This is a genomic window from Streptomyces sp. NPDC056628, assembly GCF_042792555.1.
Classification (GTDB): domain Bacteria; phylum Actinomycetota; class Actinomycetes; order Streptomycetales; family Streptomycetaceae; genus Streptomyces.
This window is the reverse complement of the sequence record NZ_JBHTWG010000008.1, coordinates 1-15,562: the sequence shown is the minus strand read 5'-3', so window position 1 is coordinate 15,562 and position 15,562 is coordinate 1. Positions and strand designations below refer to the sequence as shown.

Genomic DNA, 15,562 nt, shown 5'->3' with positions numbered 1-15,562 from the left:
CGGACCGCGTTGTCCGCGGAGGGTCGTACGGTTGATTCCATGCGGCCCGTTTCCAGCATTGAACGCACGGTGGCGCCTTTCGAGGTCGTCAGCCCCTACCAGCCCAACGGTGACCAGCCCGCGGCCATCGCCGAGCTCGCCCGGCGCATCCAGGCCGGGGAGAAGGACGTCGTCCTGCTCGGCGCGACCGGCACCGGCAAGTCCGCGACCACCGCGTGGATGATCGAGAAGCTCCAGCGCCCCACCCTGGTCATGGCGCCGAACAAGACGCTGGCCGCCCAGCTGGCGAACGAGTTCCGCGAACTCCTGCCGAACAACGCCGTCGAGTACTTCGTCTCGTACTACGACTACTACCAGCCCGAGGCGTACGTCCCGCAGTCGGACACCTACATCGAGAAGGACTCCTCGATCAACGAGGAGGTCGAGCGTCTGCGGCACTCCGCGACCAACTCGCTGCTCACCCGCCGCGACGTCGTCGTGGTCGCCTCGGTCTCCTGCATCTACGGCCTCGGCACACCGCAGGAGTACGTGGACCGCATGGTCCCCCTCAGGGTCGGCGAGGAGATCGACCGGGACGACCTGCTGCGCCGCTTCGTCGACATCCAGTACACCCGCAACGACCTCGCGTTCACCCGAGGCACCTTCCGGGTCCGCGGCGACACCATCGAGATCTTCCCGGTCTACGAGGAGCTCGCCGTACGCATCGAGATGTTCGGCGACGAGATCGAGGCGCTGTCCACGCTGCACCCGCTCACCGGTGAGATCATCAGCGACGACCAGCAGCTGTACGTGTTCCCGGCCTCCCACTACGTCGCGGGCCCGGAGCGCATGGAGCGCGCCGTCAACGACATCGAGAAGGAGCTCGGCGAGCGCCTCGCCGACCTGGAGAAGCAGGGCAAGCTGCTGGAGGCCCAGCGGCTGCGCATGCGCACCACGTACGACCTGGAGATGCTCCGCCAGATCGGCACCTGCTCCGGCGTCGAGAACTACTCGATGCACTTCGACGGCCGTGAGCCCGGCTCCCCGCCGAACACGCTGCTGGACTACTTCCCCGACGACTTCCTGCTCGTCATCGACGAGTCGCACGTCACGGTGCCGCAGATCGGAGCCATGTACGAGGGCGACGCCTCCCGCAAGCGCACCCTCGTCGACCACGGCTTCCGCCTGCCCTCGGCCCTCGACAACCGCCCGCTGAAGTGGGAGGAGTTCCAGAAGCGCATCGGTCAGACCGTCTACCTGTCGGCCACCCCCGGCACCTACGAGCTCTCCCGCTCCGACAGCCAGGTCGAGCAGATCATCCGCCCCACCGGCCTCGTCGACCCGCAGGTCGTCGTCAAGCCCACCGAGGGCCAGATCGACGACCTGGTCCACGAGATCCGCGGCCGCGTCGAGAAGGACGAGCGCGTCCTGGTCACGACCCTCACCAAGAAGATGGCCGAGGACCTCACGGCCTACTTCCTGGAGCTTGGCATCCAGGTGCGCTACCTGCACAGCGACGTCGACACCCTGCGCCGCGTCGAGCTGCTGCGCGAGCTGCGCGCCGGCGAGTTCGACGTCCTCGTCGGCATCAACCTGCTGCGCGAGGGTCTCGACCTGCCCGAGGTGTCCCTGGTGGCGATCCTCGACGCGGACAAGGAGGGCTTCCTGCGCTCCGGCACGTCCCTCATCCAGACCATCGGCCGCGCGGCGCGCAACGTCTCCGGCGAGGTCCATATGTACGCGGACAAGATCACGCCGGCGATGGAGAAGGCCATCGACGAGACCAACCGCCGCCGTGAGAAGCAGGTCGCGTACAACAAGGCGAAAGGCATCGACCCGCAGCCGCTGCGCAAGAAGATCAACGACATCGTCGCGCAGATCGCCCGCGAGGACGTCGACACCGAGCAACTGCTCGGCACCGGTTACCGGGCGAAGAAGGACGGCCGGGGCACCAAGGCGCCGGTGCCGTCGCTCGGAGGCAAGGCCGCGCAGGCCGCGAAGCCGGCCAAGGGCAAGTCCAAGGCCAAGCAGACGGTCCCGACCGACCAGCCCGCGGCCGAACTCGCCCAGCAGATCGAGGATCTGACGGAGCGTATGCGTGCCGCCGCCGCGGACCTCCAGTTCGAGATCGCGGCCCGGCTGCGCGACGAGGTGTCCGAGATGAAGAAGGAGCTGCGTCAGATGAAGGAGGCCGGCATCGCCTGACCGGCCCACATCCTTGGTCTGTGCCCGGCCCGCGCGTACGCGCAGTGTTGCAAGACCGACACAAAGTGGGGACCGGGGTACGTCACTGTCAGTGCCCCTGCGTAGGGTTCTCGTCATCCGCGGAGACCGCGGCCAACAGGGGACTGTTCGAGAGGGGAATCAGCACGTGACCGTCAACATGACCAAGGGTCAGGCCATCAGTCTGCAGAAGAATGACGGGGGCAGCCTGACCGCGGTGCGCATGGGTCTCGGCTGGCAGGCGGCTCCCCGGCGCGGCCTGTTCGGTTCGCGCACGCGGGAGATCGACCTCGACGCCTCCGCAGTCCTCTTCGCTGACAAGCAGCCGGTCGACGTCGTCTTCTTCCGCCACCTGGTGAGTGACGACGGCTCGGTCCGCCACACCGGCGACAACCTCGTCGGCGGTGTCGGCCAGGGCGGCGACGACGAGGCCATCCTCGTCGACCTCGCGCGTATCCCGGTCCACATCGACCAGATCGTCTTCACCGTGAACTCCTTCACGGGGCAGACCTTCCAGGAGGTGCAGAACGCGTTCTGCCGCCTCGTCGACGAGACCAACGGCCAGGAGCTCGCCCGCTACACGCTCGCGGGCGGCGGCGCCTACACGGCGCAGATCATGGCGAAGGTGCACCGCTCGGGGACCGGCTGGGCGATGACCGCGCTCGGCACCCCGGCCAACGGCCGCACCTTCCAGGACCTGATGCCGGCGATCCTTCCGCACCTGTAGGCCCGCCCGGCGAGCAGCACACGACACGACAAGTGACACAGGGGGACGAGGGCATGACGGCCGAGCTGGTGCGGGGGCAGAACCACCCGCTCTCCCAGTCCCGTCTGGAGATCAGGGTCTCGGCCGGCACGCCGATGGTGGCGGCGGCCACCCTCGGCGACGAGCAGGGCAAGATCCACGGCGTGGAGTGGGTGGCCCATCCCGGCACCCCCACCCTGCCCGGCCTGGAGGTCTCCCGGCAGGCGGCCGCCGACCACCGCCTCGCGGTGGACCTGGACGCCATGCCCGAGGCCGTCCACCGGGTCAGTGTGCTGCTCGCCCTGCCGACCGGCGCCGGGGGACCGACCCGCTTCGGCGCCGTCCCCGCCCCCTTCGTCACGGTCACCGGCCTGGACGGCACCGGGATCGCCAGCTACACCGTGGCCGGTCTGGACTCCGAGTCGGCCGTGATCGCCCTGGAGCTCTACCGCCGCCAGGGCGCCTGGAAGGTCCGGGCCATCGGCCAGGGCTACGCGGGCGGACTCGCCGACCTCTTCACCGACCAGGGCCTGGCCGAGGCCCGCCAACTCGCCGGCGGCATCCACGAAGCGGTGGCCCAAGGGCTGGCGCGCTCGGTGCCGGCACCCCCGCCCCGCCCGGACGGCGACCGTTCCCGGCAGCCGGCCGCACCGGCCCTCGGACCGGACCAGGGCGGCCCCGTGTCCACCTCCAGCGGGTCCGGTCCGGCGCCCACGTCGCCGTACGGCCCGCAGGCGCCGGGGATACCGGGCCAGCCCGCGCCGCAGCCTCCGTTCCAGGGCGGTGAGGGCGCTCAGCCGTCCGCACCCGGCTCCGGCAGCGGTATCGACTACAGTCACCCGCGCCGGCAGACCTCCGCTCCACCACCACCGCCGCCCACCGCGCCCCCGGCCGAGCCCGGCAGGCCGCCGCAGCCCGTCGCCGGCGACGCCACCGGCTGGTCCATGGACGAGCGGCTCTACAACCAGGTCTGGGGCATGTTCGAGGACCTGGCCCGCACCGCCGCGGCCTACCGCAGCGCGGTCGACTTCGCCGAGTCACGCATGGAGAAGGAACTCGACCAGGCCCTGTCGGACCCGCGCAGCAGGATCGGCGGCCAGGGCGACGCGGCCCGCGAGGCGGCGCAGGCCCGGCACACCGAGCTGGTCAACCAGGCCCGAGCGGCCCTCGACCGCGACGTCGCCCAGCTCACCGCCGAGTCCGAGGTGGTCGAGCCCGCGCTGCCGCCCGCGTTCGCGCGCTGGGACAACCCCGTCTGGCACGGCTACCGCGTCCCGATGGAGATCCCCATGGCCCTGCGCCTGGGCGACCTCCATCTGTCCGAGTGCGCCGACCTGCGTATCCCGATGCTGATCCGGCTGCCGCTGGAGCGCGGCCTGTGGATCGACAGCGGACGCGGCGCGTCGCTCGACGGCTCCTTCACCGACGCCCACGACATGCGCCGCCTCGCGACGGAGACGGCCGTGGCGCACGCGGCCCGGCTGCTGGCGGTCTACCCGGCGGGCGAGTTCACCGTGCACGTGATCGACCCGGCGGGTTCGGGTGCCCAGGCCCTCGCCCCGCTGGTGCGGACGGGCGTGCTCGCGGGCCCGCCCGCGGCGGGCGCGACCGGGGTGGCGGACGTCCTGGCCCGCCTCACCCAACGCGTCGACCTGGTGCAGATGGCGCTGCGCGGCGGAGCGCCCGACTCCCTCCCGCCCGGCTTCGACACCTCCCAGCAACTGCTGATCGTCAACGACTTCCCGCACGGTTTCGACGACCGGGCCGTGAACCAGCTGCGCTACCTCGCCGACGAGGGCCCGGCGGTCGGCGTTCATCTGATGATGGTGGCCGACCGTGAGGACGCCTCGGGCTACGGGCCGCTGCTCGACCCTCTGTGGCGGGCGCTGCTGCGTCTGACCCCGGTGCCGGACGACCACCTGGCCGACCCGTGGGTCGGGCACGCCTGGACCTATGAGCCGCCGCTCGTTCCCCCCGGCAGCCAGGTGCTCCAGCAGGTGCTCACCCGGGTGGCCGAGGCTCGCGCCAAGCATTGGTAAAAGACTCCTGACCTGCATTTTAGGTATGGATTTTGCCGAGCGCTTTACCTTTCCTTGGTGATTGGTTACTGTTGATCCCACGGAGGGGAGTACTCCCTGTCTGCTGCGGCGTACCCGTCAATACGGATCAGGCCAGATCCCGGGGCGTCGGCCCATCGTGGGTGGAAGAGACCTCCGGCGCGCGATGACGCTGACATCTGCCGTTACGACTGCCGGAGGCGCAGTGCAAGTTTCGACGACCCTGTGGGTCCTGACCATCGTGGGCCTCGCTGCCCTCATCGCCGTCGACTTCTTCATCGGCCGCAAGCCGCATGACGTGTCGATCAAGGAGGCCGGAATCTGGACGGTCGTCTGGATCGCCCTGGCCGGCCTCTTCGGCTTCGGCCTGCTGATCTTCGGCGGCGGGCAGGCCGGCGGCGAGTTCTTCGCCGGCTTCATCACCGAGAAATCGCTGAGCGTCGACAACCTCTTCGTCTTCGTCCTGATCATGGCGAAGTTCGCGGTGCCGTCGCAGTACCAGCAGCGCGTCCTGCTGGTCGGTGTCCTCATAGCTCTGGTGCTGCGGGCGATCTTCATCGCCGCCGGTGCCGCGATCCTCGCCAGCTTCGCGTGGGTGTTCTACATCTTCGGCGCCTTCCTCATCTGGACGGCCTGGAAGCTCATCCAGGAGGCCCGGGCCGGCCAGGAGGACGAGGAGTTCGAGGAGAACAAGCTGCTCAAGGCCGCCGAGCGCAGGTTCGGCGTCGCCGACCGCTACCACGGCACGAAGCTGTGGATCCAGGAGAACGGCAAACGGGTCATGACCCCGATGCTGGTCGTGATGCTCGCGATCGGCACGACGGACGTGCTCTTCGCCCTGGACTCCATCCCCGCGATCTTCGGCCTCACGCAGGACCCGTACATCGTCTTCACGGCCAACGCCTTCGCCCTCATGGGCCTCCGGCAGCTGTACTTCCTCATCGGCGGCCTGCTGCGCAAGCTGGTCCACCTGAGCTACGGCCTGTCGATCATCCTCGGCTTCATCGGCGTGAAGCTGGTGCTGCACGCGCTGCACGAGTCCGGGGTCCACGTCCCCGAGATCAGCATCCCCGTCTCGCTCGGCGTGATCTGCTCCGTCCTGATCGTCACCACGATCACCAGCCTCCGGGCCTCTCGGAAGCAGGAGGCGGCCGAGGCCGTGGAGCAGGGCGGCGAGGGCACTCCCAAGGACCGCATAGACGTCTGACCGCCGGCCGGCGGCAGAACGCCGAATGAACCGACACCGGGAGCGGTGCCCGGCACAGCGCCGGGCACCGCTCCCTGCGCATGGCCGACCGCCCCCGGGGCGATCGGCCCCCACCTGGACCGCGACGGACAGGAGATGACCGATTTCGCACCACGACACCAGACATCCGAGCCCCCCGCTCCGCGACGGACCCGCGGGGCCGCCCGAGCAGTCCTCAGACAATGCGAACCCTGAGAGCCTTTGCGACGATCGCTCCATGATCGATCGGTTGAGACCGCTCGCGACCCGGTGGACGACCGTCGTGCCGGTGCTCGCGGTCGTGCTGCTGGTCCTCACCTGGGGGCGGGATCTGCCGGGTGCGGTCGTCGGGGTGGTCACGCTGGTCCTGGCCGGCGCCGTCCTCGCCGCCGTGCACCACGCCGAGGTGGTCGCCCACCGGGTGGGTGAACCCTACGGCTCCCTCGTCCTCGCCGTCGCCGTCACGATCATCGAGGTCGCCCTCATCGTGACCCTGATCATCGACGGTGGTGACAAGAGCTCCACGCTGGCCCGGGACACCGTCTTCGCGGCCGTGATGATCACCTGCAACGGCATCGTGGGCCTGTGCCTGCTGGTCGCCTCCCTGCGGCACCGCACGGCGGTCTTCAACCCCGAGGGCACCGGCGCCGCCCTGGCGACCGTCGCCACACTCGCCACCCTGAGCCTGGTGCTGCCCACGTTCACCACCAGCAAGCCCGGGCCCGAGTTCTCCACCGTGCAGCTGACGTTCGCCGCGGTCTCCTCGCTGATCCTCTACGGCCTGTTCGTGGCGACCCAGACGGTCCGGCACCGCGACTATTTCCTGCCCGTCAGCCGGAAGGGGGAGGTGATCACCTCCGACGTCCACGCCGACGCACCTTCGAAGCGCGCCGCGCTGACCAGCCTCGGCCTGCTCGGCTTGGCCCTGGTCGGCGTCGTCGGCCTCGCCAAGGGCGTGTCGCCCACCATCGAGTCCGGGGTCGAGGCGGCCGGACTGCACCACGCCGTCGTCGGTGTGGTCATCGCCCTGCTGGTGCTGCTCCCCGAGACGATCGCCGCCCTGCGTGCCGCCCGCGGGGACCGTGTGCAGACCAGTCTGAATCTGGCCCTTGGCTCTGCGATGGCCAGCATCGGCCTCACCATCCCGGCGGTGGCGCTGGCCTCCCTCTGGCTCTCCGGCCCGCTCGTCCTCGGGCTCGGCCCCACCCATATGGTGCTGCTCGCCCTGACGGTGGTGGTGAGCTCGCTGACGGTGGTCCCGGGGCGGGCGACACCGCTCCAGGGCGGCGTCCACCTGGTCCTGTTCGCGGCTTATCTGGAACTCGCGATCAACCCCTGAGACCGCGCCGGCCGCGCAGCCTGTCACCGGCTCCCGTCATCCGGTGGCGGGCTCCGCCGCCGTCGTCACCGCCGCCGCCGGACGGGTCTCGGGGAGCAGGGCGAAACAGCCCAGACTGAGCAGCGCGATCCCCGTCAGATACGCCCCCACGCCCCAGGGCACCCGGCCGCCCCGCCCCGCGAGCGCGGTGGCCACGATCGGGGTGAGCGCGCCGCCGAGGACCCCGCCGAGGTTGTAGCCGACGGCGGCACCCGTGCAGCGCACCCGGGGCTCGTACAGCTCCGGCAGATACGCGGCGATCACCGCGAACATGGTGATGAAGGCGATCAGCGCACCGGTGAACCCCAGGAACATCGGCAGAGGCCGGCCCGTCGCGAGCAGGGCGACCATCGGAAGCATCCACAGGGCGGCCGCGGCGCACCCGGCCAGGCACAGGGGCCGGCGCCCGTACCGGTCGCCGAGCAGGGCCATCACCGGGGTGAGCGCACCCTTCACCACCACCGCGCCCATCACGCACGTCAGCATGACGGTGCGGCTCGCCCCGAGCCGTTCCGTGCCGTAGGCGAGCGACCAGGTCGTCACCGTGTAGAAGATCGCGTATCCGACCGACAGCGCCCCGGCCGTCAGCAGCAGGAGCCGCCAGTGGTCGCGCACCACCTCGACGAGCGGCACGCGCGCGTGGTCGTCGATCTCCAGAAACCGCGGGCTCTCCGCGAGCGACGACCGCAACCACAGCCCCGCCACGGCGAGCACCCCGGCGGCCCAGAACGGCACGCGCCATCCCCACGCCGCGAACTGCTCCTCGGAAAGGCCCGCGGAAAGCCCCAGCACCACCCCGTTGGCCAGCAGGAAGCCCAGCGCCGGACCGACCTGCGGGAAGCTCGACCACAGCGCTCGCCGATGGGCCGGAGCGTGCTCCACGGCCAGCAGCACGGCCCCGCCCCACTCGCCGCCGAGCCCCAGCCCCTGCAGGAAGCGCAGCACGAGCAGCAGCAGGGGCGCGGCGACGCCGATCGTCCCGTACGTCGGCACACAGCCGACCGCGACCGTGGCGGCCCCGGTCAGCAGCAGGGACGCCACGAGCACCGGCCGCCGTCCGCGCCGGTCCCCGATGTGCCCGAACAGCACCGACCCCAGCGGCCGTGCCACGAAGCCCACGCCGAAGGTGGCGAACGCCGCGAGCGTCCCCGCCACCGGCGAGAACGTGGGGAAGAACAGCGGCCCCAGCACGAGGGCGGCCGCGGTCCCGTAGGCGAAGAAGTCGTAGAACTCGATGGCCGTCCCGGCGAGCGAGGCGCCCGCCAGCCGCAGCATGGAGGGCGCCGTTACGGTGCGTGCATCGCGCATGCCGGATCAACTACCCGGTGTGATCGCCGGTTACGGGGGCGTGCGGGAGCGCCGGGGGTGATCAGTACGTGACGGTGATGCGCCGGGCGGGACCGTCGACGCGCACGATGCCGCCGTACGGGATCACGAGCTGCGGATCGGTGTGCCCGAACTCGACGTCGAAGACGATCACCGTGTCGGGGGCGTACGCCCGCATGGCGCGCTCGACGGCCGCGCGCTGCTCGGCGGCGTACCGGGCGGCCTCCTGCGGGGAGTTGGGGTGTTCGAAGGACCAGGTTTTCGCGCGCCCCATGAGCAGCGCCGAGAAGCGCTGCAGGAGTCCACGCTCGCCCATGTTCCGCAAGGTGCGGAAGACCTCCTCGCCGCTCGGCATCTCCTCGCTCGTCTCCAGCAGCAGGACACCGCCGTCGTACTCGGAGAGGTCGTGGGCGATCTCGCGGTCGGCCATCAGCAGCCAGCCGACGATCTCCAGACAGCCGCCCCAGGTGCGGCCCTCGACGACGCGGTCGGCGTGGACCCACGTCCAACCGTCGGCGGGCCGCATCTCCGCCTCCGACTCGAAGGTCGCGGGATCGGCCCAGTCGCGGTTGACGTCGTTCCAGCGCTCGGCGGGGCTGAGGGTGTACTCGCCCGAGGTGAACAGCGCGGCCCGCAGGGAATCGGCGGTCTGGGGGTTCATGGCGCCGGGGCGGCCGAGTTCGACCATCACGCTCGTCCCGTGGTAGGCGACGATGCCGGTGTTGCGCAGGAACATCAGCAGGTTCGTGTTGTCGCTCATCCCGAAGAACGGCTTCGGGTTCGCCCGGATCAACTGCCGATCCAGGTACGGCAGCACGGTGATCTGGTCGTCGCCGCCGATGGACGCGAGGACCGCCTTGACGTCCGGGTCGGCGAAGGCGGCGTGGATGTCGTCCGCCCGCTCCTTCGGCGTGGACCCCATCGTGCGGGTCGCCGGATACTCGACCGCTTCGAGGCCGAAGTCCTCACGCAGCCGCTTCAGGCCCAGCTCGAAGGGCTGAGGGAAGAGGCCGGGCAGACCGGCGCCGGGCGAGATGACGGCTACACGGTCACCGGGGGAGGGCTTGGGCGGATAAGCGATCATGGCCATGCCCAGAGGGTAGAGGGCCGGGAGAGCCGTCCGCACCGTGATAAACCGGGGTCCGAGCAGCGGTGGTTCCCGCACCGCACGACCCCGAACGGACCGGAGGAACCGTGCCCCGCACCCTCGCCGACGCCCCCATCATGATCCTGAACGGCCCCAACCTGAACCTGCTCGGGCAGCGTCAGCCGGAGATCTACGGCTCCGAGACCCTCGCGGACGTGGAGAGCCTGTGCGCCAGGACGGCGGCCGCGCACGGCGGCACCGTCGACTTCCGGCAGTCCAACCACGAGGGAGAACTGGTCGACTGGATCCACGAGGCACGGCTCGGCCACTGCGGGATCGTGATCAACCCGGGCGCCTACTCGCACACCTCGGTGGCGATCCTGGACGCTCTCAACACCTGCGACGGGCTGCCCGTGCTGGAGGTCCACATCTCCAACATCCACCGGCGGGAGTCGTTCCGGCATCACTCCTACGTCTCCCTGCGGGCCGACGGCGTCATCGCGGGGTGTGGTGTGCAGGGGTACGCGTTCGGGGTGGAGCGCGTCGCGGCGCTGGTGGGGGAGGGCCGGGCGGACACCTGACAGGGCGGCTCGCCGGGGCCGCCGGCCGAGGGCGGGGATGGAAAGACCGGCGGCCCGTTCCGCTCAGGAGCCGTCATCCTGGGCGGGGCTGAGACCAGTGGACCGCGCGCCGTCGTGCGCCGGGAGCGCACGCGTGCCCCCACCGTGTGCGCGTCGTTCACACGGGGCGCGCACGCCGGGCGCACTGGGCCTCGTGGGACCTCTCCCGTTCGCGCGCGGGCCCGGCGTCACCAGCCGCGGGCGCGCCACTCCGGCAGATGCGGCCGCTCGGCGCCCAGCGTGGTGTCGTCCCCGTGCCCCGGGTAGACCCAGGTCTCGTCGGGCAGCACGTCGAAGATCTTGGTCTCGACGTCGTGGATCAGCCTGGCGAATGCCTCGGGATCCTTACGGGTGTTGCCCACACCGCCCGGGAAGAGGCAGTCGCCGGTGAACACGTGGGGATGCCCGTGCGGGTCGTCGTAGACGAGGGCGATCGACCCCGGCGTGTGCCCGACCAGATGGCGCGCGGTGAGCTCCACGCGCCCCACCCGGATGACGTCGCCGTCGTCGACGAGGACGTCGGTGGGGACCGGGATGCCGTCGGCGTCCTCGCGTCCGGCGTAGGTGCGCGCGCAGGTGGCGCCCACGACGGCGGCGAGGGCCTGCCAGTGGTCGCCGTGCCGGTGGGTGGTGACGACGGACGCGATGCCGTCGTCACCGATCATGCCCAGCAGAGTGTCCGCCTCGTTGGCGGCGTCGATCAGCAGTTGCTCGTCCGTGGCCCGGCAGCGCAGCAGATAGGAGTTGTTGTTCATCGGGCCGACCGCGATCTTGGTGATCATCAGGTCCTTGAGCTCGTGCACGTCGGCGGGTCCACCGACCGTCACCTTGCCGCTGTACGTCATGGCGGCAGCCTATAGCGGGGGCTCACGGCCGGCCGTCCGGACCCTGGTGGAGGCCGGCTGTCCGTCGGCTAGAGCGGCGGAAGCGACGGCAAGGAGCCGCCCTCGACGGTCAGCGCGGAGCGCGCGCGGCGTCCGGCGAGCCAGCCGAGCAGGTCGGCTCCGGTGCCCCGGACGGTGATCTCGGCCGCGTCCTCGTCCCGTCCCGTGCGCCACACGCGTGTGCCGTCCGTCAGCCGGACCGGCTCGACGTCGGGGTGCCCGGCGAAGCGCTCCGCGAGGAAGTCGGTCTCCCGTTCCACGAACTCCGCGGGCAGGTCCTCCAGCTCGTAGCCGATGCCCAGGTCGACGTGGTGCAGCTCCACCTCGACCCACCTGCGGAAGGGCAGGCGGGCCGCCGCGTCCGTCACGCCGTTGCGCAGCTCCACCGTGCGGGACCAGTCCGCGGGCACGGCCGCCGCCTGCTGGAGGCGGTCGGCGCTCTGCCGGACGTCGGCGAGCTGGACGTCCAGCGGGCGGGGCGCGTCCCGCTCGATGTCGGCGTCACGGGCGGCGGCGGAGATGTACATGGGACGTCCCTCGAGGACGTTCACCAGGGCGTCGGCGTTGCGCGCGAGGTGGGCGAGGACGTGACCGCGGCTCCAGCCGGGAAGCCGTGACGGCTCGGTCACAGCGGCGTTGTCCACTTCGGCGGCTGCGGTGAGCAGTCGTTCGGTCGCCTCACGTACAGACTCCAGGTCACGAGCGTGATCAATCATGAGCCTGACATTAGCTCGACCACACCTTTGGGTGAAGGTGGTGAACGAGGGCCGGAAATCGAATGCGCGTGCTATAGGCTCGATCACGGCGTCGGGCATGCTGGGTGCCTCGGGATTGTTGACCCTCACGGAAACCGACCGGCGTTGTCAGTGGCTCCCCCTAGTCTGGAAGTGACGGGGGCCTCGCCCCTGTCACTTCTCTCAAGAAAGGTGCGGACCGGCGTGGCCGACCGTCTCATCGTCCGTGGCGCGCGCGAGCACAACCTGAAGAATGTCTCGCTCGACCTGCCGCGCGACTCGCTCATCGTCTTCACGGGCCTGTCGGGGTCGGGCAAGTCCTCGCTGGCCTTCGACACCATCTTCGCCGAGGGGCAGCGACGCTACGTCGAGTCGCTGTCGTCCTACGCCCGGCAGTTCCTGGGCCAGATGGACAAGCCGGACGTCGACTTCATCGAGGGTCTGTCCCCGGCCGTCTCCATCGACCAGAAGTCGACCTCGCGCAATCCGCGCTCCACGGTCGGCACCATCACCGAGGTCTACGACTACCTGCGGCTGCTCTTCGCGCGCATCGGCAAGCCGCACTGTCCCGAGTGCGGCCGCCCCATCTCGCGCCAGTCGCCGCAGGCCATCGTCGACAAGGTCCTGGAGCTGCCGGAGGGCAGCCGCTTCCAGGTCCTGTCGCCGCTGGTGCGTGAGCGCAAGGGCGAGTTCGTCGACCTCTTCGCCGAACTCCAGACCAAGGGCTACTCACGCGCACGCGTGGACGGCGAGACGATCCAGCTGTCCAGTCCGCCCACGCTGAAGAAGCAGGAGAAGCACACCATCGAGGTGGTCGTCGACCGCCTCACCGTCAAGGACTCCGCCAAGCGCCGCCTCACCGACTCCGTCGAGACCGCTCTCGGCCTGTCCGGCGGCATGGTCGTGCTCGACTTCGTCGACCTCCCCGAGGACGACCCCGAGCGCGAGCGCATGTACTCGGAGCACCTGTACTGCGCGTACGACGACCTCTCCTTCGAGGAGCTGGAGCCCCGCTCCTTCTCCTTCAACTCGCCCTTCGGCGCCTGCCCCGAGTGCACCGGCATCGGCACGCGCATGGAGGTCGACCCCGAGCTGATCGTCCCGGACCCGGACAAGTCCCTCGACGAGGGCGCCATCCACCCCTGGTCGCACGGGCACACCAAGGAGTACTTCGGCCGTCTGATCCACGCCCTCGCGGACGCCCTCGGCTTCCGGACGGACATCCCGTTCGCCGGCCTGCCGCAGCGCGCCAAGAAGGCCCTCCTGTACGGCCACAAGACGCAGATCGAGGTGCGGTACCGCAACCGGTACGGCCGTGAGCGCGTCTACACGACGCCGTTCGAAGGTGCCGTCCCCTTCGTCAAGCGCCGGTACAGCGAGGCCGAGAGCGACGCCAGCCGTGAGCGCTTCGAGGGCTATATGCGCCAGGTGCCCTGCCCCGCGTGCAAGGGCACCCGGCTGAAGCCGATCGTCCTCGCCGTCACGGTCATGGGGAAGTCCATCGCCGAGGTCGCCGCCATGTCCATCAGCGACTGCGCGGACTTCCTGGGCGAACTGAAGCTGAGCGCCCGCGACAAGAAGATCGCCGAGCGCGTGCTGAAGGAGGTCAACGAGCGGCTGCGGTTCCTGGTCGACGTCGGCCTCGACTACCTCTCGCTCAACCGCGCGGCCGGCACCCTGTCCGGCGGCGAGGCCCAGCGCATCCGGCTCGCCACCCAGATCGGCTCCGGACTCGTCGGCGTCCTGTACGTCCTCGACGAGCCGTCCATCGGGCTGCACCAGCGGGACAACCACCGGCTGATCGAGACCCTGGTCCGCCTGCGCGACATGGGCAACACGCTCATCGTCGTCGAGCACGACGAGGACACCATCAAGGTCGCGGACTGGATCGTCGACATCGGCCCCGGTGCCGGCGAGCACGGCGGCAAGGTCGTGCACAGCGGCTCCCTGAAGGAGCTGCTCGCCAACGACGAGTCGCAGACCGGCCAGTACCTGGCGGGCAAGAAGGCCATCCCGGTGCCCGACGTCCGGCGTCCGCTCGACCCGTCCCGGCAGCTCACGGTCCGCGGCGCCCGGGAGAACAACCTCCAGGACATCGACGTCTCCTTCCCGCTCGGCGTCTTCACCGCGGTGACCGGCGTCTCCGGCTCGGGCAAGTCGACCCTGGTCAACGACATCCTGTACACGCACCTGGCGCGCGAGCTGAACGGCGCCCGCAGCGTCCCCGGACGGCACACCCGCGTGGACGGCGACGACCTGGTCGACAAGGTCGTGCACGTCGACCAGTCGCCCATCGGCCGTACGCCCCGGTCCAACCCGGCGACGTACACCGGTGTCTTCGACCACATCCGCAAGCTGTTCGCCGAGACCACCGAGGCGAAGGTCCGCGGCTACCTGCCCGGTCGCTTCTCCTTCAACGTCAAGGGCGGCCGCTGCGAGAACTGCGCGGGCGACGGCACCATCAAGATCGAGATGAACTTCCTCCCGGACGTCTACGTCCCGTGCGAGGTCTGCCACGGAGCCCGGTACAACCGGGAGACCCTGGAGGTCCACTACAAGGGCAAGTCCATCGCCGAGGTCCTGAACATGCCGATCGAGGAGGCCATGGACTTCTTCGAGGCCGTCCCGGCGATCAACCGGCACCTCAAGACGCTGAACGACGTCGGTCTCGGCTACGTCCGGCTCGGTCAGGCGGCGACCACGCTGTCCGGCGGCGAGGCGCAGCGCGTGAAGCTCGCCAGCGAGCTCCAGAAGCGCTCCACCGGCCGCACGGTCTACGTCCTCGACGAGCCGACCACCGGTCTGCACTTCGAGGACATCAGCAAGCTGCTGAAGGTCCTCTCCGGCCTGGTCGACAAGGGCAACACGGTCATCGTCATCGAGCACAACCTCGACGTGATCAAGACCGCCGACTGGCTCGTCGACATGGGTCCCGAGGGCGGTGCCGGAGGCGGCCTCGTCGTCGCCGAGGGCACACCCGAGGAGGTCGCCGCGGTTCCCGCCAGTCACACCGGCAAGTTCCTGCGCGAGGTCCTCGACGCCGACCGGATCAGCGACGCCGCCTTGGTGAAGGCCCCGCGCAAGACGGCCAGGAAGACCGTCGCGGCCGGCTCCGCGACGCGCGGGACGGCGACGGCCAGGACGGCCGACAAGGCCACCGGCGCCGCGAAGAAGACGGCGGCGAAGAAGACGGCCGCCAAGACGACGCGGGCGCGCAAGTCGTCCTGAGCAAGTGGGTCCGCCCCACCGAGGACGGACCAAGCGACTCCGGAACGGGCGGCGACCCGCGGGAACTTCCCGCGGG

11 protein-coding genes are annotated in these 15,562 nt (G+C 70.3%); 7 read left to right on the top strand and 4 right to left on the bottom strand.

Going from position 1 to position 15,562, the window contains the following annotated elements; translation table 11 throughout:
- The first annotated feature begins 39 nt into the window (after nucleotides 1-39).
- The 5 genes from uvrB (at nucleotide 40) to ACFRAC_RS13220 (ending at nucleotide 7,568) form a co-directional block, all read left to right on the top strand.
- Nucleotides 40-2,184, top strand: coding sequence for an excinuclease ABC subunit UvrB (gene uvrB / locus ACFRAC_RS13240; RefSeq protein WP_382923996.1), 2,145 nt, complete (start codon nucleotides 40-42; stop codon nucleotides 2,182-2,184).
- 166 nt (nucleotides 2,185-2,350) lie between these two features.
- Nucleotides 2,351-2,929: a TerD family protein gene (locus tag ACFRAC_RS13235; RefSeq protein WP_361343080.1), complete on the top strand. Its 579-nt coding sequence runs from the start codon at nucleotides 2,351-2,353 to the stop codon at nucleotides 2,927-2,929.
- Between the two features lie 53 nt (nucleotides 2,930-2,982).
- Nucleotides 2,983-4,986 (top strand): TerD family protein, encoded by a 2,004-nt coding sequence (locus ACFRAC_RS13230; protein ID WP_382924178.1) that lies wholly within the window; start codon nucleotides 2,983-2,985, stop codon nucleotides 4,984-4,986.
- 223 nt (nucleotides 4,987-5,209) lie between these two features.
- On the top strand, nucleotides 5,210-6,211 hold the full coding sequence (locus ACFRAC_RS13225) for a TerC family protein (protein ID WP_382923995.1): 1,002 nt from the start codon (nucleotides 5,210-5,212) through the stop codon (nucleotides 6,209-6,211).
- A 256-nt stretch (nucleotides 6,212-6,467) separates the two neighbouring features.
- The gene (locus ACFRAC_RS13220) at nucleotides 6,468-7,568 is read left to right on the top strand and encodes a calcium:proton antiporter (RefSeq protein WP_382923994.1); all 1,101 of its coding nucleotides are present in this window, start codon (nucleotides 6,468-6,470) and stop codon (nucleotides 7,566-7,568) included.
- 36 nt (nucleotides 7,569-7,604) lie between these two features.
- Here ACFRAC_RS13220 and ACFRAC_RS13215 read toward each other — a convergent pair whose 3' ends face one another.
- Together ACFRAC_RS13215 and ACFRAC_RS13210 are read right to left on the bottom strand one after the other, a co-directional pair.
- Nucleotides 7,605-8,882 (bottom strand): MFS transporter, encoded by a 1,278-nt coding sequence (locus ACFRAC_RS13215; RefSeq protein WP_382924177.1) that lies wholly within the window; start codon nucleotides 8,880-8,882, stop codon nucleotides 7,605-7,607.
- Between the two features lie 94 nt (nucleotides 8,883-8,976).
- Nucleotides 8,977-10,023 carry a S66 peptidase family protein gene (locus ACFRAC_RS13210; protein ID WP_382923993.1) on the bottom strand — a complete coding sequence of 349 codons (1,047 nt, stop codon included), beginning with the start codon at nucleotides 10,021-10,023 and terminating at the stop codon, nucleotides 8,977-8,979.
- Between the two features lie 104 nt (nucleotides 10,024-10,127).
- Here ACFRAC_RS13210 and aroQ point away from each other — a divergent pair, with 104 nt between their 5' ends.
- On the top strand, nucleotides 10,128-10,601 hold the full coding sequence (aroQ, locus tag ACFRAC_RS13205; RefSeq protein WP_382923992.1) for a type II 3-dehydroquinate dehydratase: 474 nt from the start codon (nucleotides 10,128-10,130) through the stop codon (nucleotides 10,599-10,601).
- A gap of 227 nt (nucleotides 10,602-10,828) precedes the next feature.
- On the opposite strand, the gene ACFRAC_RS13200 is transcribed toward aroQ, so the two are convergent.
- Together ACFRAC_RS13200 and ACFRAC_RS13195 are read right to left on the bottom strand one after the other, a co-directional pair.
- Nucleotides 10,829-11,485 (bottom strand): MBL fold metallo-hydrolase, encoded by a 657-nt coding sequence (locus ACFRAC_RS13200; RefSeq protein WP_382923991.1) that lies wholly within the window; start codon nucleotides 11,483-11,485, stop codon nucleotides 10,829-10,831.
- Between the two features lie 68 nt (nucleotides 11,486-11,553).
- The gene (locus ACFRAC_RS13195) at nucleotides 11,554-12,240 is read right to left on the bottom strand and encodes a maleylpyruvate isomerase family mycothiol-dependent enzyme (RefSeq protein ID WP_382923990.1); all 687 of its coding nucleotides are present in this window, start codon (nucleotides 12,238-12,240) and stop codon (nucleotides 11,554-11,556) included.
- A gap of 222 nt (nucleotides 12,241-12,462) precedes the next feature.
- Here ACFRAC_RS13195 and uvrA point away from each other — a divergent pair, with 222 nt between their 5' ends.
- Complete coding sequence (gene uvrA / locus ACFRAC_RS13190; RefSeq protein WP_382923989.1) at nucleotides 12,463-15,486, top strand: excinuclease ABC subunit UvrA; 3,024 nt, start codon at nucleotides 12,463-12,465, stop codon at nucleotides 15,484-15,486.
- Nucleotides 15,487-15,562 lie beyond the last annotated feature (76 nt).

Bases quoted from the DNA above. Each gene is read 5' to 3' on its own strand.
- uvrB (WP_382923996.1), top strand. From the start codon at position 40: ATGCGGCCCGTTTCCAGCATTGAACGCACGGTGGCGCCTTTCGAGGTC.
- ACFRAC_RS13230 (WP_382924178.1), top strand. From the start codon at position 2,983: ATGACGGCCGAGCTGGTGCGGGGGCAGAACCACCCGCTCTCCCAGTCC.
- ACFRAC_RS13220 (WP_382923994.1), top strand. From the start codon at position 6,468: ATGATCGATCGGTTGAGACCGCTCGCGACCCGGTGGACGACCGTCGTG.
- ACFRAC_RS13215 (WP_382924177.1), bottom strand. From the start codon at position 8,882: ATGCTGCGGCTGGCGGGCGCCTCGCTCGCCGGGACGGCCATCGAGTTC.
- ACFRAC_RS13210 (WP_382923993.1), bottom strand. From the start codon at position 10,023: ATGGCCATGATCGCTTATCCGCCCAAGCCCTCCCCCGGTGACCGTGTA.
- ACFRAC_RS13200 (WP_382923991.1), bottom strand. From the start codon at position 11,485: ATGACGTACAGCGGCAAGGTGACGGTCGGTGGACCCGCCGACGTGCAC.
- ACFRAC_RS13195 (WP_382923990.1), bottom strand. From the start codon at position 12,240: ATGATTGATCACGCTCGTGACCTGGAGTCTGTACGTGAGGCGACCGAA.